General features: G+C 59.6%; 19 protein-coding genes. 11 read left to right on the plus strand and 8 right to left on the minus strand.

Annotated features, from left to right (window positions below):
- Window positions 1-396: plastocyanin/azurin family copper-binding protein (locus MAXJ12_RS30040; RefSeq protein WP_008839932.1), on the minus strand; the 396-nt coding region annotated here is incomplete at its 3' end.
- Window positions 393-815, minus strand: a complete 423-nt coding sequence (locus tag MAXJ12_RS30045) for a DUF5602 domain-containing protein (RefSeq protein ID WP_008839933.1) — start codon at window positions 813-815, stop codon at window positions 393-395. The genes MAXJ12_RS30040 and MAXJ12_RS30045, both read right to left, overlap by 4 nt.
- A gap of 661 nt (window positions 816-1,476) precedes the next feature.
- Here MAXJ12_RS30045 and MAXJ12_RS30050 point away from each other — a divergent pair.
- The 11 genes from MAXJ12_RS30050 to MAXJ12_RS30100 all read left to right on the plus strand — a co-directional run bounded on the left by MAXJ12_RS30050 (window position 1,477) and on the right by MAXJ12_RS30100 (window position 15,065).
- Entirely contained in the window at window positions 1,477-2,745 is a 1,269-nt protein-coding gene (locus MAXJ12_RS30050) for a cation:proton antiporter (protein ID WP_050898937.1), read from the plus strand.
- Between the two features lie 373 nt (window positions 2,746-3,118).
- Window positions 3,119-3,439 carry a glycine zipper 2TM domain-containing protein gene (locus MAXJ12_RS30055; RefSeq protein WP_008839935.1) on the plus strand — a complete coding sequence of 107 codons (321 nt, stop codon included), beginning with the start codon at window positions 3,119-3,121 and terminating at the stop codon, window positions 3,437-3,439.
- Between the two features lie 356 nt (window positions 3,440-3,795).
- Window positions 3,796-4,200 carry a Ros/MucR family transcriptional regulator gene (locus MAXJ12_RS30060; RefSeq protein WP_008839937.1) on the plus strand — a complete coding sequence of 135 codons (405 nt, stop codon included), beginning with the start codon at window positions 3,796-3,798 and terminating at the stop codon, window positions 4,198-4,200.
- A 217-nt stretch (window positions 4,201-4,417) separates the two neighbouring features.
- Window positions 4,418-5,005: a hypothetical protein gene (locus tag MAXJ12_RS37260; protein WP_139044122.1), complete on the plus strand. Its 588-nt coding sequence runs from the start codon at window positions 4,418-4,420 to the stop codon at window positions 5,003-5,005.
- Between the two features lie 948 nt (window positions 5,006-5,953).
- Entirely contained in the window at window positions 5,954-8,416 is a 2,463-nt protein-coding gene (locus MAXJ12_RS30070) for an ATP-binding protein (RefSeq protein ID WP_008839939.1), read from the plus strand.
- A gap of 4 nt (window positions 8,417-8,420) precedes the next feature.
- Window positions 8,421-8,804 (plus strand): response regulator, encoded by a 384-nt coding sequence (locus MAXJ12_RS30075; RefSeq protein WP_008839940.1) that lies wholly within the window; start codon window positions 8,421-8,423, stop codon window positions 8,802-8,804.
- Between the two features lie 282 nt (window positions 8,805-9,086).
- On the plus strand, window positions 9,087-10,511 hold the full coding sequence (locus tag MAXJ12_RS30080) for a hypothetical protein (RefSeq protein WP_210160948.1): 1,425 nt from the start codon (window positions 9,087-9,089) through the stop codon (window positions 10,509-10,511).
- On the plus strand, window positions 10,459-10,851 hold the full coding sequence (locus MAXJ12_RS30085) for a response regulator transcription factor (RefSeq protein ID WP_008839942.1): 393 nt from the start codon (window positions 10,459-10,461) through the stop codon (window positions 10,849-10,851). The genes MAXJ12_RS30080 and MAXJ12_RS30085 overlap by 53 nt, the downstream gene beginning before the upstream one ends.
- Window positions 10,848-12,605, plus strand: a complete 1,758-nt coding sequence (locus tag MAXJ12_RS30090) for a tetratricopeptide repeat protein (protein WP_008839943.1) — start codon at window positions 10,848-10,850, stop codon at window positions 12,603-12,605. Before MAXJ12_RS30085 ends, MAXJ12_RS30090 begins: the two co-directional genes overlap by 4 nt.
- Before the next feature lies 1 nt (window position 12,606).
- Window positions 12,607-13,644: a HEAT repeat domain-containing protein gene (locus MAXJ12_RS30095; protein ID WP_040588889.1), complete on the plus strand. Its 1,038-nt coding sequence runs from the start codon at window positions 12,607-12,609 to the stop codon at window positions 13,642-13,644.
- Window positions 13,641-15,065, plus strand: coding sequence for a glycosyltransferase family 2 protein (locus tag MAXJ12_RS30100; RefSeq protein ID WP_008839945.1), 1,425 nt, complete (start codon window positions 13,641-13,643; stop codon window positions 15,063-15,065). The genes MAXJ12_RS30095 and MAXJ12_RS30100 overlap by 4 nt, the downstream gene beginning before the upstream one ends.
- 6 nt (window positions 15,066-15,071) lie before the next feature.
- Here the strand turns inward: MAXJ12_RS30100 and MAXJ12_RS36050 are convergent, their stop codons facing one another.
- The 6 genes from MAXJ12_RS36050 to MAXJ12_RS30125 form a co-directional block, all read right to left on the minus strand.
- Window positions 15,072-15,377, minus strand: a complete 306-nt coding sequence (locus MAXJ12_RS36050; RefSeq protein WP_085984131.1) for an Hpt domain-containing protein — start codon at window positions 15,375-15,377, stop codon at window positions 15,072-15,074.
- 310 nt (window positions 15,378-15,687) lie between these two features.
- On the minus strand, window positions 15,688-16,026 hold the full coding sequence (locus MAXJ12_RS36055; protein WP_008839948.1) for a slr1659 superfamily regulator: 339 nt from the start codon (window positions 16,024-16,026) through the stop codon (window positions 15,688-15,690).
- Between the two features lie 17 nt (window positions 16,027-16,043).
- Window positions 16,044-16,604 carry a slr1658 superfamily regulator gene (locus tag MAXJ12_RS30110; protein ID WP_040588890.1) on the minus strand — a complete coding sequence of 187 codons (561 nt, stop codon included), beginning with the start codon at window positions 16,602-16,604 and terminating at the stop codon, window positions 16,044-16,046.
- Between the two features lies 1 nt (window position 16,605).
- Window positions 16,606-18,954, minus strand: coding sequence for a SpoIIE family protein phosphatase (locus tag MAXJ12_RS30115; protein ID WP_040588891.1), 2,349 nt, complete (start codon window positions 18,952-18,954; stop codon window positions 16,606-16,608).
- On the minus strand, window positions 18,951-20,084 hold the full coding sequence (locus tag MAXJ12_RS30120; RefSeq protein ID WP_050898939.1) for a class I SAM-dependent methyltransferase: 1,134 nt from the start codon (window positions 20,082-20,084) through the stop codon (window positions 18,951-18,953). Before MAXJ12_RS30120 ends, MAXJ12_RS30115 begins: the two co-directional genes overlap by 4 nt.
- Window positions 20,085-20,125: 41 nt before the next feature.
- Complete coding sequence (locus tag MAXJ12_RS30125; RefSeq protein ID WP_008839952.1) at window positions 20,126-20,599, minus strand: hypothetical protein; 474 nt, start codon at window positions 20,597-20,599, stop codon at window positions 20,126-20,128.
- Window positions 20,600-20,769 lie beyond the last annotated feature (170 nt).

The following is a 20,769-nucleotide window of genomic DNA, read 5'->3' on the forward strand; positions in this document are numbered from 1 at the left end:
GACGACGATGCGGCCGACCATGCCGGCATGCTCGTGCGGCACGCAATAATAGTCATAGACCCCCTCCTCGTCGAAGCGGAAGGAAAAGGTCTCGTCCGGCAGCAGATAGTCCGAATTCCAGGGTTTGGCTTTGGCTGGAATGCGTAAGGGGCGTGCGAATATCTCCGGGTGATAGGACGTGACCGTGTGCGAATTGCCCCGGTCGCGGTTTGTCCACCGCACGGTCTGGCCTGGCTTCACATGCAGGCCGATCGGATCGAACCAGACATGCGAGCCGTCGGGCTTGCCCTGCATGGCAATTTCTAACGGATCGACGGCTGCGGCCGCCGGTCTGGCCAGGAAGGCAGCGAGGATGCCCCCGCCGGCCTCCAAGATGCGCCTGCGCGTCAGGATCATTGCGCGACCCTGGCTTCATCGGCCGCAGCAACATGCCACAGCACGAGATGGACGTGCGGCTCCTCGACGCCCGGATGGCCGGCATTGTAGTAGACGTCGACATGGTCGACATTGCCGCCGGGCGCGGCCAGATCCTCGAAGCGCTTGTCCGGATTGAGATCCTTGACCGGCAGCATGTAGATGGTGCTGACCAGCGCGCCATCATGGTCGTAAGCCAGGAACGGGCCGGCAGGCAGGCTCGCCGGATCGACGAAGAGCTGGCCCATTCCCGGTAGGAAGTCCGGTAGCTTGACCAGGCTGCTGACGGCTTTGAACGCGCCGGCGGGCGGCGACTTGACGACTTCTGCGGGGACATCATGTGCGAGCGCGGGAAGCGAGCCGGCGAGCAACATGGCGAGCGCGGCGGGAACGAGTTTCATTTGGCCATCTCCTTGGACGAACGCCGCCGCTTCATGCGGCGACCTCGAATCATTGGATGAAGGTTTTCCAGAAAGGTTCCCGTAAAAAGCTGTTGAGGCCTTTCGTAGGCCGAGATTTACGCAGGTCGGAGAAGGTTCCTCGCTGGCGCTCACGGAGATGACGGATTTGCCGTCCTCGCACAACGGCCGCATGGAAGGAGCCAGCAAGGCGGATCAAAGATGCCGAGTGCCAGGCAGGTGACCACCACAAATGTCATTTCCGTGCGAACCGACAGCACCGTTCGCGCCGTCGCGGATATCCTCCGACCGAGGGCATCAGCGCCATGCCCCCTTGCTCGCCATCGTGAGCGAGGGGATTTGGTACACCGCGCCGAGATCGGCACGAACGCCCGGCAGCAACCGACAATCGGCGCCCCTCACTCGGAAGGGGAGATCCCTCGCACGAGACAGCGCCATGAAGGCCACTCCGCCGTATTGCGACGGCAGACATCCTATATCGGACGTCCATACAGTTGCCGAACCGGTTTCCTGGTGACAAAGGATGCCGCTCCCGCATATTTCTTGTACTCAATCACCTTGACGAACAATATGCTGGTTCACTTTGCCCTACAGGGCAGAGCTTACGACAGAAGCATCGGCTGCGGCGGAGGACCTGCGCGAGTTGGATTCCTATTTTCTGCTTCTGGCGGTCTTTGGCGTTGTCGTCCTCCTGACTGCATGGCTACCTCTTGTCCTCAAGGAACTGCCGCTTTCGCTACCAATGGTATGCATTGGAATCGGCGCCCTGCTTGTCCTGTCGCCATTCTCACCAATCGGCGGGGTGAATCCCTTGGAGAACCGCTATCTCACCGAGCGGCTGACGGAGTTCGTGGTCATAGTCTCGCTAATGGGTGCGGGGCTGAAGCTGGACCGGCCCGTCAGTTGGAGAGCCTGGGGGTCCACATGGCGCCTGCTCGGCATTGCCATGCCGTTGACCATTGCAGGAATCGCTCTGCTCGGTTGGGCGTTCCTGGGACTTGGACTTGCGGCAGCGCTGCTGCTGGGGGCGGCTCTCGCCCCGACTGACCCGGTCCTGGCGAGCGATGTGCAAGTCGGCCCCCCCCAATCAGGCAAGGAAGATGAGGTGCGCTTCGCCCTTACCTCCGAGGCTGGACTGAACGATGGAGCAGCCTTTCCGTTTGTTTATCTTGCGATTGCGGTTGCCCTGTCGCAAGCCTCCGGCGGCCAGCCATTCTTGGCCGACTGGCTTCTCATCGACGTCCTGTGGAAGATCATCGCCGGGGTGGCCGTTGGCTGGATTGGCGGGAAAGCCATGGGTTTCCTCGTTTTCCGATTGCCCAATCGTACTGGCCTTTCGGAAACACGAGATGGCTTCGCCGCACTGGGGATTACTTGCCTCGCCTACGGCACAACAGAGCTGGCAAACGGCTACGGCTTCCTGGCGGTGTTCGTTTCAGCAGTTGCTCTTAGATCAGTCGAGCGTCGGCACCGCTACCATGAGAACCTTCATACCTTCGCGGAACAAATTGAGCGCCTGGTTATGATGATCTTGCTCGTGTGCTTCGGCGCTGCCATTGCGGAAGGGACGATTTTTGGGGCGCTCAGCTGGCCGGTCATTGCCGCCACCGCACTGGTCTTGTTTGTTGTGCGGCCGCTATCGGGCTGGATCAGCCTGGCCGGGTATCGAGCGTCCACATCCGAAAAGGCGGCAATCGCATTCTTTGGCATCCGTGGGCTCGGCTCGTTCTATTATGTGGCCTATGCGCTCGGACAGGCGGAGTTTGAGGGGACGCCAGTCGTTTGGGTAACCGTCTGCAGTGTGGTTCTCGTCTCAATCGTCATCCATGGCGTTCTGGTTACACCAGTGATGCGGCACCTCGATTACGACAGATCCGCCCAACCCGTGGCGCAGCAGGAGCCGCCCCTTTGAGCGAAGGCGGCCTCTCGCCCTTGTCGCGCGCAGCCGGGTGGCGACGACGCTCCGCATCGGGGCCAAAGCCATCAGCGTTCTCGCACAGAACACCTGTCGGGAAGTCCGCTCCGGCCAAAGGCCAGAGGCACGTGGTTTGTGGCGCACTCGGAACTGGCCGTATCCAATCGGCTCTTGTAAGGTCTGGCCCGCCATGGCGGGCCTCTTTATCTCTTGCTGCGCAACAGAAAAGCCCGCGCGAGGCTGCGCAACCGGGTTACGCCCAAGGGCTGGGGCGCAAAGCTCCGTGTGCCAAGTCTGAGACAATGATCATGTTTCCGCCCTATTGTGCCCGCAGGGCAGCGGCGGGGCTTATGTCGGAGAGGACTGAAGAATGAAATTTCGCAAGATCACCGTTACCGTGGCAGCCCTGGTGGCGATGGCCCTCGCCGGTTGCGCAACGAGCGAGCAAGAGCAGCGTGCCGGAACGGGCGCGTTGCTGGGTGCGGGCGCTGGCGCGCTTGCCGGCCAGGCCTTAGGTGGCAACACAAAGAGCACGGTCGTCGGCGCCGCAGGCGGAGCCCTTCTTGGAGCTGCGATCGGAACCGCGACAACGCCAAGGCGTCGGGGCGAGGAATTTTGTCGGTACCGAGCCTCAGATGGCCGCGTCTATGAAGCCCCCTGTGACGATCGCTACTATAACGGCAATTATTGATGATGGCTGCCCGGCGGGGCCGCATCGCCGGGCAGATGCCAGCCAGCTCTCGCTCGCTATGAAAATTGTGCTGCTCGTATTGGCCGCGTTGGCGCTCGCAAGCTGCGGAGCGGCCAAAGCCGCGCGAGATACGGGCATGATATTTGACAAATACGGCTGCCTGGCAAGGGATTTCAATGACCAACCGCCCTGCAAACGGGATGAAATGCCAAGCTAGTGCTAGCCCCCAACGGCCCTGCAGCAGCACTGCGCCTTCACGGACTCCATAAGCTCGCACAGAGAATTGCGATGTGATACGCTATGTTACCGCATCTGTTGCAGTCCCCTGAGCTGCAGAAATGGTGCGGGAGAACGCAATGGTCGAAACCGCGGCCCAACCTGATGTCGAAATAGTCGTCGAGATTGTCTCGGCCTATGTGTCAAACAATGCCGTGCCTGTAGAGGCGCTGCCAGATTTGATTGCCAGTGTTGCCGCAGCGGTTGGCAGGCTTACAAAGGACATCACCGCTGTAGAAGCAAAGCCGCTCAAACCAGCGGTTCCAGTTAAGGAGTCGCTGACGGCCGATTACGTCGTGTGCCTGGAGGACGGTAAGAAATTCAAGTCGATCAAGCGTCACCTGGCGAGCCGACACGGCATGACGCCGGATGAATACCGGGCGAAGTGGAAGCTCCCGGCCGACTATCCGATGGTTGCACCCAGCTATACCGCGGCCCGTTCGCGGCTGGCCAAGAAGATGGGCTTGGGCCGAAAAAGAAGATAGCTGCGCCTCAACTCCGCCCGGTTCCTTACCGACACGCTTGGACGGCTCCCAAACGGGCCAGCGCCCGGCCGGCGAATCCTGCCCAGTCAAGACATTGTCGCTTCAATGCCTGGGTGGAGAGCCAACGAAGAAGAAGGCGCACGGCCACGTCTCCGCAGCTGGGTCCGGATCGACACGATCATGTCCTCGTTCGCTGGGTCGACTGCATGAGGCACACGTGCGACGAACTCCTGGACGACCCAATCACATTGCCGAAGCAAGCAAGCTACTGCTGCGCGGCATGGTAACCGTGAGCGCGCTGCGGGCCGAGATCAAGCGCGGCAACCTTGTTGCAGAGAAATCAGCAAGACGTTTTCACTACGCCAGCGATCCGCGAAATGTGAGAAAAGTGCCGGATCCTTCGTTGGATTCGAAACCAAGCGCGAGAGTAGCCGTTACGCGTCTCGTAGGGCCGGGCAACAACAACCCAGGCACGGGGATGGTTCAGATGACCGATTTCAGGATGACGCTCAAGTATGAAGCGCGCGACATCGCCTATGCTGAGCAGCACCGGGCGACCGAGTTGAAACGGGCAATCACCTTGCTTGACGAACGCAAAGCAAAGTTGCTTACGGAGCTGGATGAAGCGGTGAGCGCTAGAGCCCGACGTGATTCTTACCATCCAATCATTGATGACACCTACCAGTGTCCAGTTTGCTGGATTAAAAAGTCCGAACAGTCTCCTTTGGTACCATCGGCAAGAAGCAGCGATGACGATTCATACCGATGCCGTCTATGTGAACACGAAGTAATTCACGAAATGTAGCGGCCCCTGCCTGGAAGTACCGTGGCGGGCTTGGTCTTGCAACTTGTCCAGGGCTAATTCGCGCCGTGGATGGCGTTCAGTTCTTCCCGCATCGGTTCAAGCGTGATGATCGCTTCGTTGACTTTCGCGATGGCTACAAGCGGGCTGACGGTGGCCCTTCCGAATGAGTGACCTAAATCCTGAACACAAAGAGAAGCCCGACCGGAAGGGACGTAGCGGTCGGGCCTCCAAGTTGAACCGGGGGAGGTCTGTGCCCCAGCCCTTGAGAAAAATCTACATACCAGGCCGAAAATTGTCGTTAGCTTCGCGTCCAGCAACTTATCCGGGAATACATATCTGCGGCATCAAGGTAGCAAACGAGCGACCTGAGGTTCGGGCCAAATCGGATAGGGAACTGGCAATGCCCGGTCAAGCAGTGTCATTGGCAAGCTGCAGCTTCTCCTTGTTCCTTCGGCAGTAGCGAAAGGAATAGTTCTGTTGTGAGCTACATCTTCCCGAAAGGGCGCGAAGTCCTAGAAATGCTCGCCGGGCTAAGACCACACACGTCGTGGGTAAAAACCTGCCTGAGTCCCTCATCCGGGAGGATATTGCACCAAGGGGGCCAATTCATCGGTTGGCAAAGGCCGAGCGATATTCGGCTTGGCACGACCAGAATAGTCGTCGGTATGGCGCCCGTTGGCACAAGAACCCGCCCCGGGCAGGAGGCTCCTGGGGCTCATTCCCTTTCGGCAAACTACTCAACCCGCTTCGCATTGCCGGGCCACAAGTCATCAAGTGCGCGCGACAGCAGTGGGTCCGCCAAACGGCTGCCTGTGGCGACACCATCTTCCTCCCCGGGCTGTCGGGGTAGAGTTCGGTCAACCGGAGTGCGAGATCCTTAATTAACCGTTAACGCAATGGCACATACGGTGCTGCCAGAGGTTGCTCAAGCTGTCACGGACTGCCGGGATGATGTCAGTCATCAACATGATCGAAAGCGCAGCGGTAGTCATTCTCGCCGTGCTTTTCCTCGCCTTTCTGGGTGACCGTCTCGAGCGTTCCTTCTGGACAAAGAGCATCGTCTTCGGGATCGTGTTCGGCGCGACCGGAGTGATCAGCATGGCCACGCCGGTCGAATTCGCTCCCGGCTTTTTCGCTGATGGGCGCAACGTCGTGATGGCCTTCTCAGGAGCCATTGGCGGTCCCGTAAGCGCCATCATTACGGCTGCAATGCTTTCCGGCATGCGGATGAATTTGGGCGGCGCGGGTCTGGCAACCGCGCTTGCTGGCATTTGGCTGGTAGCCGCTGGCTCATCGGCAATGTGGGGCTGGCTCCGCGCCAGAGGACACCAGCGCCTCGATACAAAAAGCGTTCTCATCCTGGCGATGTTGGCTGCGCTGCTGCCTCCACTTGCCTTGGTGATGTTTGGTGATGCGCCGAGCGACGAGGTTTTGCGCAATCTCGTCGCATTGGTTGTGCCGACAAACTTCATAGGAGTGCTCCTCCTCGGCTTCTTGATCATTAACGACCACCAACGCCGCTGGGCGGTTTCGGCCTATGCCGAAAGCCAGGCCCAGTTGCAGGCGATCGCCAACAACGCGCCGGGCGTCCTTTTCCAGCTTTCAATCGGGTCGGATGGAATTGGGGTCTTCTCCTATGTGTCAGGTGGTGCCGAACGCGTCCTGGGCGTCGCGGCCGAGGACATCGTGGGCAAGCCTGGCACTGTCTCGCGCATGATTTCGCGCGAGACGCTGGCCGAAGTCGAACGCCAGTTGAAGCTGTCAGCTGAAACCCGCGAAGCATGGTCGATGGAAGCCGAATTCACCAAGCCGAACCGCGAGAAGGTTTGGATGCGGGTTGCGGCGGAGCCGCGGATCGATGTCAATGGCGAACTGGTGTGGGACGGCTCGCTCTTCGATATAACCGAGCGCAAGCGCAGCGAGCAGATGAAGAACGACTTCATCTCCACGGTTAGCCACGAACTTAGGACGCCACTCACGTCGATCCGCGGCTCGTTGGGCCTGGTAGCCGCAGGTGCCGCTGGCGAAATTCCCCCCAAGGTCGCGGGGCTGATCAAAATCGCCCACTCCAACAGCGAGCGCCTTGTCAGGCTCATCAACGACATTCTCGACATCGAGAAGATCGAGTCGGGCCGGATGCCTTTCGATCCCCGGCCGATGGCTCTGCGGCCGCTCGTCGAGCAGGCGATCGAAGGCAGCGGCAACTACCTCGCCGAACGCAACGTCTCAATCATTGTCGACGACGAGGCGCCAGGTGCATTGACCGCGGTTGATCCAGACCGGCTGCACCAGGTAATGCTCAACCTGTTGTCGAATGCGATCAAATACTCGCCACAAGACGGAAGGGTAACAGTGCGCCTTGCGCGACAAGAAGGCATGATCCGCGTGTCCGTGATCGATCAAGGCCCTGGCATCCCCCTTGCATTCCAGTCGAGGATCTTTGGCAAGTTCGAACAAGCGGACTCGTCCGATTCGCGGCAAAAGGGTGGAACAGGACTAGGCCTCAGCATCGTGAAGGCTATTGTCGACAGATTGGGCGGCGGCGTGTCTTTCGATACAGGCCCGGAAACAGGAACATCTTTCCATGTCGATCTGCCCGAAGCCAGCGACCGACGTTCGAGGCACCGGGAGACAGTTTCGAAGGAGGGCGAGTCATCGCCGCCTCGCGTGCTGATCGTCGAGGACGAACCGGACATCGCCGATCTCATCGCGTTCACGCTGGCGCAGAAGGGCATTCAAAGCGACATCGCTCCCGATATTGAAAGCGCCAAGGACCTGCTGGCCAGCAACCGCTATGTCGCGATGACGCTCGACATCAAACTCGCGGGCCAGTCGGGCCTCACCCTCTACGAAGATCTGCGCACGACTGCAAATGGCCGGGATTTGCCCGTCATCGTGGTGTCGGCCTTCACAGACGAGGCCCGCAAGTCGTTGAACGGATCAGCGCTAGGCATCGTAGACTGGCTGGAAAAGCCGATCGACATGGAACGACTGCGCACCGCCATCGAAAAAGTCAGAAAGGGAGCGTTCAGGCGCATGCCGACGGTGCTTCATGTCGAGGACGACGAGGGCGTGCTGGAGGTGATATCGGCCGGACTCGGCGATGACATTGCGATGACATTCGCTCGCAACGTGCAGGAGGCCCGGTTCGAACTGCAGCGAAAGCATTTCGATGTCGTCATACTGGACCTCACCCTCCCGGACGGTTCGGGGGCGGAACTGCTTGGCGCAATACCGAGCGACACGGTGGTGGTCATCTTTTCGGCGTCTGAGGTCAACGAGCATCTGGCCGCCCAAGTCCAGCATGCCTTGACGAAGACGAAGACTTCCGAGATTGCAATCGCCGAACTCGTCCGAAAACTGACGGCAATGCAGCCGGGCAATGAAAGCCCGTCCAAGACGAAGGCGTAAGCCCATGGATAAATTTCGCGTCCTATATGTCGATGACGAGCCGGACATACGAGAGGTCGCCGCGCTTTCGCTCGGCCTCGATCCTGCGCTTGAGATCAGAACCTGCGCATCGGGCCAGGATGCGCTTGCCCAGTCCGCGGCGTGGCATCCTCATCTCATCCTGCTCGACGTCATGATGCCTGAAATGGACGGTCCCGCAACCTTGGCGCAATTGAAGGCTGCCGAAGGGACCGCGGGTATTCCGGTCGTCTTCATCACCGCACGAACCCAGTCCTATGAGGTGGAACGTTTCCTGTCGCTCGGCGCACTCGGAGTAATTGCAAAGCCCTTCGATCCGATGGAGCTCGCAGGGCAAGTGAGGCGTTTTCTTGATGGGCGAAGACGTTGACCGAGCCGCGACATGGGTTGGAAACCTGGACTGTCAATCCTCCTTGCGTCGATCGCGCTAGCGATCACGCCGGGCCGTTCTGCTGATGCGGGGCCAGAAAGCATGACCGGCGAAATGGAGCACGACGAGCCCATTTTGCTCTGGAGTAGCCGGGTCGCCGTCGCGACGCCAGCGCCGTCGCGCATTGTGATCGAAGGCTCCGAAAGCGATGGCCGTTTCGTGCCGCATGCCGTCCGCATCCCAGATGATGGACCGGCGCAGACGATGAAGGTGCCGCTTCCCGTGGGCGAGAACCTGCTTGACCGGCTCCACGCGAGGCCTTTCGGCAGCGAAGAGCGCGTTGAGGCAGAGCGGTCGCAGGACGGGCTGGTCATTCGTTGCGGCGAAGGAACCGCGCCGGCCGGCGTCGTCCTCGAAACCGGCTCCTTTCATTTTCCACGCGCGGCGCATCTAAGGCTCGTCGTGGCCGGGCTCGGTTCGGGCGAGCAATTCGGGCTGTCGCTCGTTGAACGCGGCGGCGATGCGCCTTCGCCGCCCCAGGTCCTGCTGGACGCGAAGGGCGGCAGTCTCAAACTTCCTCCAAGCCGCCCTACGGATGTTCCGCCGTCTCGGCAGTTCGTGATCAGCTGCCCGTCCGGCCAGGCCAGCCTCCGGCTGAAATCCGTCGCTTTGGAACCAGGCCTCCCATCTCGCCAGATTTCCAACACCGGAACGTGGCTCTGGCGTGCCGATGCATGGCTGCAGCGGCCCGCCAAAGTCGAACAATGGGCCGTGGCTTCGCAGCTTGACCGCACCTTCCTGCAACTGAAAATCGACAAGGGCGAGGTGGCGCACTCGACCGCCCTTGCGGAGTTCGTGACCCGCCTCGACAGGCGCGGGATTTCGGCCCATGCCGTCGAGGGCGACCCGGCAATGGCGACCGCCGACGGGCTTGGTCACGCGCTTCGGCGCGTCGCCGCGATCCGCCGCTACCAGATTGCGAGTCCCCCCAGGGCGCGCCTGGCGGGGCTGCAATTCGACATTGAATCATACCTGCTGTCAGATTTTGCGCTTGATCCCACAGCCATCTGGGCTCAATGGGCGGAGACTATCCAGGCGCTCTCCTCGGCGTGGGGCGAACCGGTGTCCGTTGTCGTCCCATTCTGGATGCTCGATTCTGAGGCTGGCGCGGCGGCGATGGCAGCGGTGCGCCCTGTAATCTCGAACCTCACGGTCATGGCATATCGAACCGAGATCGGCCAGGTCACCGCCCTGAGCGAGCCATGGCTGGCGTGGGGGACACTCAATGGTGTGCCGGTCAGCGTCGCGCTTGAAAACGGGCCTCTCGGGGCGGAGGTCCATCGGACTTTTCTCCGCGCGGAAACTGGCAGCCTGCTACTGAGCATGGCAGGCCGCAGGGCGACCGTTTCGCTGTTCTCGCACCCGGCAGTCGCGCGCCAGGATGCGTTGGCATACGCATTTCATCATGAAACGCGTGTCAATCCGGCGCGAATCAGCTTTATGAACAATAGGGATAAACTAGCGGTTGCGCGGGCTAAGCTCGCGCGTCTGCTTGTCGCCTGGCCGTCCTTCGACGGCCTTATGATCCACGCGCTGGATGAAACGCATCGCGGTTTTGGGGGCCCGCGCATCCTATTGCCGGAGGCCAGAGCTAATGAACCCCAAGCATCGGATTCTGATCTGCGACGACGACCCGCTGCTGATTGAATTGATGAGTTTTCGCCTCAAGGCGAAAGGATTCGAGGTGATCACGGCCATAGACGGCGAGGAGGCTCTTTCCAAGGTCGCCAGCGAGCGGCCATCCTTGGTCGTGCTGGACGCGATGATGCCCCGCCTTGACGGTTTCGAAGTGCTCTCGCGAATGAAGAGCGATGCCGGGGTGTCGCATATCCCCGTCATCATGCTCACCGCGCGCAAAGGCGAAAAGGACATTGTTTCCGCGCTGGAACGGGGCGCTGACGACTATCTCGTCAAGCCGTTCATTCCCGAAGAACTTCTGGCGCGCCTATCCAAGCTTCTCGCACGACAGGCCCCGAGGCGTCAATGAAAGGGCGCCGCTGCCTGACCCAGATTCTGTTGAGCGGCCTGCTTGTCATCGCCACAGGAGAGCAGGTCCTCGCCCAGACGGCGGAAGAGCTCTACCGCGAAGGCACGGCCGCTCGCATCGAACAGCGCTTCGAGGACGCCGTTTCATTGCTCGAGCGCGCCAAGACGCTCGACCCTGACAACGCTGACGTGTTGGTGCAGCTCGGCTTTGCCCGACTGGCCCTCGCCAACAACGTCGCCGCACGCCAGGCGTTCGAGCAAGCGCTTGAGATTGCGCCCTCCTATGAGGACGCCCGGTTCGGCCTGGCGCAGATCGCATTCAGGAGCGGCGATCTTGCCGAAGCAAGCAGGCTCGCCGAGACAGTGCTCGCAGCGCAGCCCAACAATTCCGAGGCGATGCAGCTGCTCGCCTCGATAGCGGCGGCGGAAAAGGCCAAGCAGGCTGGACCAGCGGCCGCGCAAGCCGATACTGACAAGCGGCCCATCCAACGGGCCAAGCCGGAGCCAAGCGTGCTGGCGACCACACTCGAGCGGGCGCAAAAACTGCGCGATGAAGGCCGCTTCGCTGAAGCTGAGGCGTCATATCGCGAGGCGCTGGCGCTGTCTCCCGGCAATGCCGATGTCCTCGTTGCGCTCGGGCTGGTGGCCGGCTACCAGCAGAATTTCAACGAAGCCGAAGGGTTCTTCCGGGCCGCGCTTGAAAGGGCGCCGGATTATCTCGACGCGCGCCTGGGGCTCGTCCGCCTGGCAATGTGGCGTGGCGACCTGGCCGGGGCCAGATGGCTTGTTGATGCTATAGCGGCACAACATCCGGTGAACACCGAGACCCAACTTCTCGCCGCCCGCATCAGCCTGCAAGAGGGCGAGCCTCGCGCGGCCGAGGCGCAGTTTCAGGCCATACTGGAGCGCGAACCGGACAGTAGCGAGGCGTTGGTCGGCCTCGGCGACGCCCAGCGTGCGAGAGGCGATGATCGCGCTGCCCGGACCAGCTATGGCAAGGCCCTGGCGATCGAACCTTCCACCATGGACATCCAGCAGCGTCTGGCCCAGCCGCCGCCGAAAAAATGGCGGGCTGGCATCGGCACGGAGATAAGCGAGCTCTCAGGAGGCATCTCGCCTTGGACGGACAGTTCGTTCGGTATCTCCTATACGCCACAGCCGGGAACGACCATTGGCGCCCGCACGCGTGTGGCGACGCGATATGGTGAAACGGACGTGCAGATCGAGGCGCGTATCGACCACGCCTTCTCGCAGGATCTCTCGGCCTACGGCATCGTGGCCGGCACTCCAGGCGCCGATTTCCTGGCGCGTCTTTCTGTCGGCGGCGGGGCCTCATGGCGCCCTTACGCCGCCGCCGGCCTTTGGGGCCCGCTGATCCTCACACTTGATGGACGCCACGACGTCTTCGACGACACGTCGGTGACCACGCTTTCTCCTGCAGCGCAGTATTTCTTCTTCGACGAGCGGCTGGGACTGCAGGTTCGCTGGATTCACTCGGTCAACGACGAGGGCACTTCGGCCAATGGATACGCAGTTCGCGCCGACGTCGCGGCCACCGACAGGCTGCGCTTTCTTGCCGGCTACAGCGACGCTCCTGAAATTTCCGAAGGCACGCTGATCGACACCAGGACGGTGTTCACGGGAATTTCCTTGGACGTTTCGGAATGGCTGACGGTCCAGGCGAACTATGCCCACGAACACCGCGAGGCATTCGACAGGAACATCTTTGCCCTCGGCCTTGCGGTTCGGTTCTGACATGCTCTTCTATGTATGGACATTGTCGATCGTCATCGGATCGATCGCGCTGGCGACTATGGTGGTGTTGGTCGTGCTGCGGGTGTTCCATGAAAGAGGGCGTGCGCGGGACACCATCCTGCGCGGCGAGCTGATGACGTCCCTGATCCGCTTTAGCGAGGATGGAGACCGCCAGTCGCTGATGGCCGTGCTCGAGGAGATACCCGATGCGATCGTGGCTGATTCCGGATTCGAGTTCTTGTCGCTGCTGCGCGGGGGCGAACGCCACAGAATCGAGCAGGTCTTCGCGGAAACCGGCCTGCCCGACTTCGTCCGCAGGCGGCTGCGCAAGGGCAATGAAGCGGAGCGCATCCATAGCGCCGAAATGTTGACGGCGTTCCCTGGAACCGGCAGCGTGGACGCCCTGCTTGACGCGCTCGGCGACCGGTCGCGGGAGGCCCGCATCGCCGCCGCGATCTCGCTGAACGCCCTTGGCGCGCTTCCTCCATTGCAGACGGTGCTTGAGCGCATAGGTCCGAAGGGGCTGCGCTCCCGGCGTCTGATCGACCTCTTCGAGAGCCTTCCCGCGGATCGCGGCGACGAACTGCTAGGCAATGCACTGAAGGCGGATGGAACGCCATTTGTCAGGGCGGCCGCCATCGAGGCGCTTTCGCTATCTGGTGATTACCGCTTTCTGAGCGCAATGGAGCGTCTGGCCCGCGATCCCTCGCCGGAAGTGGCCGCCGCCGCCCTTCGCGCGATTGGCCGCTTCGGCCATCCGACGGCATCGGAGACGGTGCTCGCGGCCCTGGGAAGCACGGATTGGGAGGTGCGCAAGGAGGCGGCGGAGGCGGCCGGCCGCATCGGCATTGCTGAAGCGGTAGAGCCACTGACGTCGCTACTTGGGGATGGCGAGTGGGCCGTCCGCTATGCAGCAGGAAAATCCCTCAAGGAAATCGGAACGGCAGGCATGGAAGCGCTCCAGCGGACGGCAATGGAGGAGACGTCGCGCAGCCAGCGTACAGCCTCGCTCATCTTGTCGGAAGGGCTGGCCGCATGACCGATAGCTGGCGCCAGATGCTGATCGAGGTGGCGAGTGTCACCGCCTGGACCGTGATTGTATTCGGGCTGATTCAGACCACCGTCTATCTTCTGCAACTCGTTGTCGCGGCTTATGCGCTGTCAAAACGTCCGCCCGTCGCACGTTCGGGGCTGCTTTGGCACCGTTACGGCGACATCGCGCCGCCGATCTCTCTGATAGTTCCCGCCTACAACGAGCAGATAAACATCGTCGAGAGCGTCCATTCCATGCTGGCGCTCGAATATCCTGCCTACGAGGTCATCGTCGTGAATGATGGATCCAAGGACGAGACGCTCAAGCGCCTGATCGACGCGTTCGAGCTCCTGGCTTTCCGGCGGCCGTACGAGGAGACACTCAAGCATGAGCCGATCAGGGCGATCTACGCCTCGCCGCGATCCGACCGGCTGTTTGTCGTCGACAAATCCAATGGCGGCAAGGCCGATGCCCAAAATGCCGGCATCAATGTTTCTCGCGCGCCGATCTTTTGCGTCATCGACGGCGATTCGATCCTCGAGCCCGATGCTCTGCTGCGTGCGGTGCAGCCATTCATCGAGGACCCGGAACGGACGATCGCCGTCGGCGGCACCATTCGCATCGCCAACAACTCGACAATAGAAAGCGGACGGGTGAAGACCGTTCGCCTGCCGACGAGGATCCTGCCGCTCTTCCAGGTGGTCGAATATTTGCGCGCATTCTTGATGGCGCGTCTCGCCTGGAGCCGCATAAACACGCTCATGCTCGTTTCGGGCGCGTTCGGCGTTTTTCGGCGGCGGGAGGCGGTGGCGGTAGGCGGCTTTACCAAAGGCTCAATGGGGGAGGATCTCGACTTCGTCATCAAGCTTCACCGGCATATGCTGGACAACAAGAGGGACTATCGAATCGAGTTCATCCCCGAACCGGTCTGCTGGACGGAGGCGCCGGAGACACTGGCTGTGCTGGCCCGGCAGCGCTCGCGCTGGCAGCGGGGGGCGCTGGAAGCGTTCTTCCGCTATCGCGGCATGCTGTTCAAACCCCGTTACGGCCGCGTCGGCTTCCTCGGCTTCGGGCACATTCTGATCGTCGATGTGCTGGGGCCCGTCATGGAGGTGCTCGGCTACGTCCTCATGCCGCTCTTCTGGCTGACGGGGGTGCTTTCGACCGAGCACCTCCTCGCCTATACGGCGCTGGTCTTCGTCTACGGAGTCTTCGTAAGCGTCGCGTCTCTGATCCTGGAGGAACTCGAACTGAAGCGCTTTCCGCGTCCTCGCGATCTTGCAATCCTGACCCTGGCGGCGGTTGCGGAGAATTTCGGCTATCGGCAGCTCAACAATTTCTGGCGTGTCAAGGGATATTGGCAGTATCTGCGCGCCGACAACAATTGGGGCGAGATGACCCGGACGGGCTTTTCGAAGCAAGGCTGACCACGATCAGTCGGAACGGTCGGAAACTGTTTCCACAGCCTGGATCAGTTGGTCCAGCGCCGCGCTGGTTCGATCGTCGATCTTCCCCTCTATCAGCAGCGATTCGAGTTCAACTGCCCTGCTACTGATTTCAGGGAAGCCAAGCGTTCCGCCGGCGCCGGCAAGGGAATGCGCAATCGCCACCAGCACCGAGAGCGTTTCCGCACTGTCGCGATAGGCGCCAGATGATCTCGACTCGCGTAGCCGGTGAAGATCACCACGGCATCTTTCAACAAAGCGTTTGCGGATCTGGTTCCAAGGGTCTGAGATCACAGGTGGGACTCTGCGGGTCGCAACATCATCTCATGAGCATGGAGGCCATGCGCTTTTCGGTCAATGTGCTGGGCCGAAGATTGATGGCCCACAATCACGTCACGATGAACGCGGTGCTCGGCTTTCTGACTGCGCAATTCGAAGCCGCAGAACGTAGCAAAATCCCAAAATCCTGATCTCACCGGTGTCTCAACATCCGGAGTCGACAGGATCCGGCTATGCATTGGCAAGACGCAACGTAATTGGCGCGACCGAGGGCCCCGCCCCTAATTCGAGCGGCAGAGTTCCATGCCAGAACCGACGTTCAAAGTCAGCTTACGGAGAGTACCAACGCAGGATGTAGCTTTTTCAGATTTGGCAATGATTTCGATTGCCAAGGTATTTCTGAGGTTCCCCGGACAATGAGTTGGATATCGGGATGCTTTCTGGCCTCTATTGTGAATTTGGCCAGGAGATTAATGCCTGAGGAGTTTAGAAACTCCAGGTCAGTTATATTGAGTGTAATAGAAGCAGGATTCGAAGCAAGAACGGTCATCATCAGAGACATAATGGGCGCATAGGCCTCCGAACTGGCTAGCCTCATGACGCCATCGAAATAAATCGCACTCCCCTCGCTCCAAACACGATATTGTTCTGTGGTTATTTCCATTTTTGAATTCGTTTCATCTAGTTATGATTTTTGTGAACCGGAATGGAAGCATACGTTTCAAGGCGAACCAAATCCCTCTCATCGGTCGGGCTGAAGACCCAAGCCAGACTCGCGCCATAATCGCTCATCAAGGTCAGCAATCCAAGACCGGAACTTGTCGCCTCAGACTCTGCGGCATTGGCTTCAATCCGCTGTATCAGGAGTTCACCCGGCTCACCGGCTGTGATCTCTGCCAGAAGATTTTGAAATTCAACGGTGGTTTCGCCGTCGACAACGTTCGAAACTTTGACCTTGAAATTTTCCGATTCGATGGCAGCCTCGACAATGATCTCGCCCGGCGCTCGAAACTTGACAGCATTTTCAATGAGTTCGTTGACCAGATAGCCGATGCTGTGTCGTGCTTCCCGGTAATCGTGGCGAGAGGACTGAAAGCGCAATGCAAAAAGGTCCGCGATGAAGTCCGAAGTGGTAGCACAATGATGCCAGCTCACGTCGAGAGGTCCATCGAACAATCGCACGCGGCTGACGCTATCTCCCATTCTGAATGCGAGGTCGGCTGTTCCGAACAGTGTTGTCATACTACCTGTGCCTCATGATCACGAGCGTGATGTCGTCGTGGATTTTCTGGGTTCCGATATGGGCCATCAGATCCTCGATAATTCCGGTTTTGATCTCCTCGGCGCTGCCGCGATGATGGTGGCGCGCGCTGTTCCCAAGGCGTACCAAACCGAACAGTTTGCCCTCCTGATCTTCCGCTTCGGTCACACCATCGGTGTGGAGCACGATCACGTCGCCGCTGTTGAACGCAATGTCGCGCGTTGCGATGAATGGCGCGATGTCACGTTCGAGGCCGATCGGCAGACCGAGATCGATCGTATCGATACGCTCGATCTCTCCGTTTTCACGAATGACAAGAACCTCCTCGTGCTGCCCTGACAGGGTCACCCTCCCATTCTCGAAGTCAAGAAAGGCCAGCGACAGATGCTTATCGGTGTTGGTCCGTTCGATGTTTTTATAGATGGCTCTGTTCAGCCGATCGAGAAACTGACGCGGATTGTGCTCCCCAGTCTCCTGCAGTGCGCGGGCAACGGATTGAACCATCAGCATCAGCACGCCGCTCTCAAGCCCATGACCTGTCACATCGCCAATCCCGATCTTGACCCGCGACCCCTCTTGCAAGACGTCGTAATAGTCGCCGCCTACTTCGTCTGCCGGGCGCATGTACGCGGCGATTTCTACCTCAGGGATGGCCTCGAGTTCATTGGCTCTCGGCAGAACCATCATTTGGATCTGTTTGGCGACCGCGAGTTCCGCACCAAGGCGGAGGTTCTCATCTCGCAGTTTGCTGTTGAGTGCAGAAATTTCTTGATTTGCGCCTTCAAGCTCCTTTGTTCGTTCATCAACCAGATGCTCCAGGTTTTCCGTATGAAAGCTGATTTCCTCTGCCATCCGGTTGAACGCGACCCCTACCTCTCCAACTTCGTCGCGTGTCGGAATGGAGACCCGGACGGAGTAGTCTTTCGCCTGAAGCCGCCTTGCGGCTCCGGCAAGCGCAATGAGGCCTGCGGTGATACGCTTCGAAATTCCGAAGACAGCCGCAAAAACGATCAGCAGAGAAACAATGATCGCGATGATCTGCGAGATCAGGATACGGTTCGTTGCGCGAGAAATGCTCTCTTGGGCAGCGAAGAGGGTAGCATAGATCTCTCGTTCCGGAACGACAATTCCGATCGACATCGTTTCGCGCCTGATCGGTCCCGAACTCCACATGTTCGTCGGCTCCAAACTCTTGAGAACAACAATGTGACGAACGCTTTCGCCGCGCTGGTCGAGCACAATGTGTTGAATCACGCCGTCATTGTTCTGGTTGAGAGGGAGCGAAGCGATGGCGGGCTGGCTGCTCTTGCGCAGCGACCGGTCGAACACGGACGGGCTGGAGTTGCTGATGCCGAGTGTCTTTTCGCCTTCGGGTGTGACCGCGAGAACATTGCCGTTCGACATCGCGAGGAAGGCGAAGCCCGTATCGGCGATCTTCACGCTCTCGACGATGTTGGCCATCTGGTCCAGCGTCAGGTCCGCGCCGACTACGCCGGCAATGTCCTCCCGATCCTTCGTCCAGACGGGATGGAAGAAACTGACGATCAGCTTGCCCGTGACCCCATCCATGTAAGGTGATAAGGTGGTGATCTCGTCGTCGACAGGCTTGGCCGAGGGATTCTTGATCCAAGACTGCCAGCCTTCGTAGAGATCGGGGAAAAAGAAGTCCCACCAGTTTTGATTGTTGTGGCCGGGGTAGACGCGATCGAAAGTGACGCCTTGGTTGGTATAGGGCGTCGAGCGCAGGATGGGCGCACTCTTCGGCCCAATGTAGTAGACCTGCAGCTTGCGCGTGCCGGTTCCTTGTATGCTGGGGCCGAAGATGTTGAATGCCGTACTGTCACGGACTTCGGCGGCAACATCCGGCGGCAGCCCCCCGCCGGCGTTGAGGAGATAGCCCCAAACTGTCACGGCTGACACTTCCCCCGGCTGGTTCTGCCACCAGTTGCTGGCGGCATTGTAGGCGAGCGGAGTAGAGAAGGATGGGTCCTGGGTTGCTGCCTCGCCTAGCGCCGCTTGGATGTTGGGGTGATCGATGAGGGTCTGCATCGAACCGGCAAGGGTCTTGACCTCGGTGTGGACGCGGTCGATCAGCAAATCGGTGCGCTCCGCCGTCGTTCCTACGTAGTTCTGAAGATACTCGCCGGTGGCCTTGGTCAGGCCGAGGCCGACCTGGCGCGTCGCGTCGCTCGACAGGCGGTTGACATTCCACAAAGCAATTCCGCCTCCGATAAGGAGGTCAAACAAAACCGCTCCACCAACCACCAGCAGGAATTTCGCTCGGAAGGAGTGCAGGCCCAAGCGTGGTTTCCGCACGTCGCTGCCACTCATAGCGGTTTTTGCCCTGATGCGACCCAGACCGGCCAGCCCGCATAACCCTTGGGATGAAGGGCAGCGAAAATATGGTCCTGAAAGCCCCTCCGGAACCGCTTGACGAACTTGGAATTGTCGCCGCGTCGCTGCGACATGTCGCCGGCGAAGACATCCTCCCAGGACTGCACGACATTGGCGAAATCTTTCGGATCGCCGTCGAGATTCGTCACCATGAAGGATTCGGCGCGGATGTCCTCGAAGCCAGCTTCGATCAGGAGGCGACGGTTCTTCGGTCCCGCTTCGATGTCCATCGTGAAATAAGCGAAGAGCTTGGCAAGTTCATTATAAGTCCACTGAATGGTGTCGCCGCGCGGTTCGCCCAGGCACTGCGATATCTTCTCGTTGGTGATGTAGACGCGTCCGCCTGGTTTGCATATCCGGTAGAGTTCCTTGAGAATGAGCTCCGGCCGGTTGAAAATTTGCAGCGAATGACGGCAGGTGACGAAGTCGAACTGATCGTCCTCGAGCAACATTTCTGACGCATCGCCGTGAGTGTATTCAATCCCCTTTATGTCGAACTCCGCCGCCATGTTGCGCGCATAGGCAAGGCTTGACTTGGAGTGGTCGAGGGCGACTATCCGCGATGGTTCGAACTCCCTCTGCACGAGCACGGCGAAATCCCCGATTCCGCAACAGACGTCAGCCATGACAACACCGGTTTTCATGCCGTGTCGCGGCAGAATTGTACGCTCGTGACGCCAGGTCAGCTTCGTCTGTGTGCGGAGAATCGGAATGAATCCGCCCTCTTCAAGGAAACTCTGCCCTGGATAGAATTGACTGTCGTACTCCTGAACCGTGATGTTCGGTTCAATCGCATTCAAGTACCCGAACTTCCTGGTCGTCCATCCGACAACGCTTGAGGTGACGATCACGAACTTGAGATCGGGCCGAGCACGACAGGCGTCAATAATCACCCGCGAGAAGGCGTGAAAGGCGGTGTTGTTCATCTGCGAGAGGCGTTTGATATTCAGGTATAGAACGCCGCGTACGCGATCGATAGAATCCCTTAGCAGGGCAATACTCGGCGCAAGCTCATCAATCGACTGAGGCCGCACTATCCCCGAAATCGAGAACTCTTGATCGTTCATGTCGTATTGCGCTTTGAACCGCGGAAGAAGATTGAAATGATTCAATTTGACAGATCCTCAAGCGGAAGATCCACGACAAGCGTGATTATATCGGGGCCGGTTTCCTCGATTCGGAGTGCCGCGTCGTAGTCAAGGGCCAATTCCAAGATTACTATTTCACGGCTGGGAGCGAGGTCCCCGGACACCGAATTGAGGTAGCGCTCCCTGGCCTCGGATCCCGCAATCTGCAACATCGCTTCTTCATAGAATTGTCGTTCTTCGGGCATGCAAGGGAATGTCAATTCGATCCTGTCCGTCTTCCCCCGGCGGGATACCTTACATGCTATTTCGCCGCTGGAATGACGGGCTCGGAAGGCGACCTCCAGCAACTCATTGAGCGCAGAAGAAAAGAGATTCGAATACCGCACCGAGTCAGATCTGTTGTGGCTGATCATTCGTGCGGAGTAAGTCGATACTTGATCACAATGTAACCAATCGGATTGAAAATCTTGAAATTCCAAGTCTATCTGAATCATAGGCTTGAAAACTTCCGGCTTCCTATCGTTCCGCGATGCAATATTCGTCGACATTGTTCCCCACTTTATTCTATCCGCCCGAGCGACGCGTTTTGCCACGGACGGCAGTTACTAGCCACTGGTGATCCGGCTCGTTCTACCTCGCTCCGCTTCCCTCGATGCAGCCTCGC

Source organism: Mesorhizobium alhagi CCNWXJ12-2 (genome assembly GCF_000236565.1).
GTDB classification, from domain to species: domain Bacteria; phylum Pseudomonadota; class Alphaproteobacteria; order Rhizobiales; family Rhizobiaceae; genus Allomesorhizobium; species Allomesorhizobium alhagi.

Bases quoted from the DNA above. Each gene is read 5' to 3' on its own strand.
- MAXJ12_RS30045 (WP_008839933.1), bottom strand. From the start codon at position 815: ATGAAACTCGTTCCCGCCGCGCTCGCCATGTTGCTCGCCGGCTCGCTT.
- MAXJ12_RS30055 (WP_008839935.1), top strand. From the start codon at position 3,119: ATGAAATTTCGCAAGATCACCGTTACCGTGGCAGCCCTGGTGGCGATG.
- MAXJ12_RS30060 (WP_008839937.1), top strand. From the start codon at position 3,796: ATGGTCGAAACCGCGGCCCAACCTGATGTCGAAATAGTCGTCGAGATT.
- MAXJ12_RS30070 (WP_008839939.1), top strand. From the start codon at position 5,954: ATGATGTCAGTCATCAACATGATCGAAAGCGCAGCGGTAGTCATTCTC.
- MAXJ12_RS30075 (WP_008839940.1), top strand. From the start codon at position 8,421: ATGGATAAATTTCGCGTCCTATATGTCGATGACGAGCCGGACATACGA.
- MAXJ12_RS30085 (WP_008839942.1), top strand. From the start codon at position 10,459: ATGAACCCCAAGCATCGGATTCTGATCTGCGACGACGACCCGCTGCTG.
- MAXJ12_RS30090 (WP_008839943.1), top strand. From the start codon at position 10,848: ATGAAAGGGCGCCGCTGCCTGACCCAGATTCTGTTGAGCGGCCTGCTT.
- MAXJ12_RS30095 (WP_040588889.1), top strand. From the start codon at position 12,607: ATGCTCTTCTATGTATGGACATTGTCGATCGTCATCGGATCGATCGCG.
- MAXJ12_RS30100 (WP_008839945.1), top strand. From the start codon at position 13,641: ATGACCGATAGCTGGCGCCAGATGCTGATCGAGGTGGCGAGTGTCACC.
- MAXJ12_RS36055 (WP_008839948.1), bottom strand. From the start codon at position 16,026: ATGGAAATAACCACAGAACAATATCGTGTTTGGAGCGAGGGGAGTGCG.
- MAXJ12_RS30110 (WP_040588890.1), bottom strand. From the start codon at position 16,604: ATGACAACACTGTTCGGAACAGCCGACCTCGCATTCAGAATGGGAGAT.
- MAXJ12_RS30115 (WP_040588891.1), bottom strand. From the start codon at position 18,954: ATGAGTGGCAGCGACGTGCGGAAACCACGCTTGGGCCTGCACTCCTTC.
- MAXJ12_RS30120 (WP_050898939.1), bottom strand. From the start codon at position 20,084: ATGAACGATCAAGAGTTCTCGATTTCGGGGATAGTGCGGCCTCAGTCG.
- MAXJ12_RS30125 (WP_008839952.1), bottom strand. From the start codon at position 20,599: ATGATTCAGATAGACTTGGAATTTCAAGATTTTCAATCCGATTGGTTA.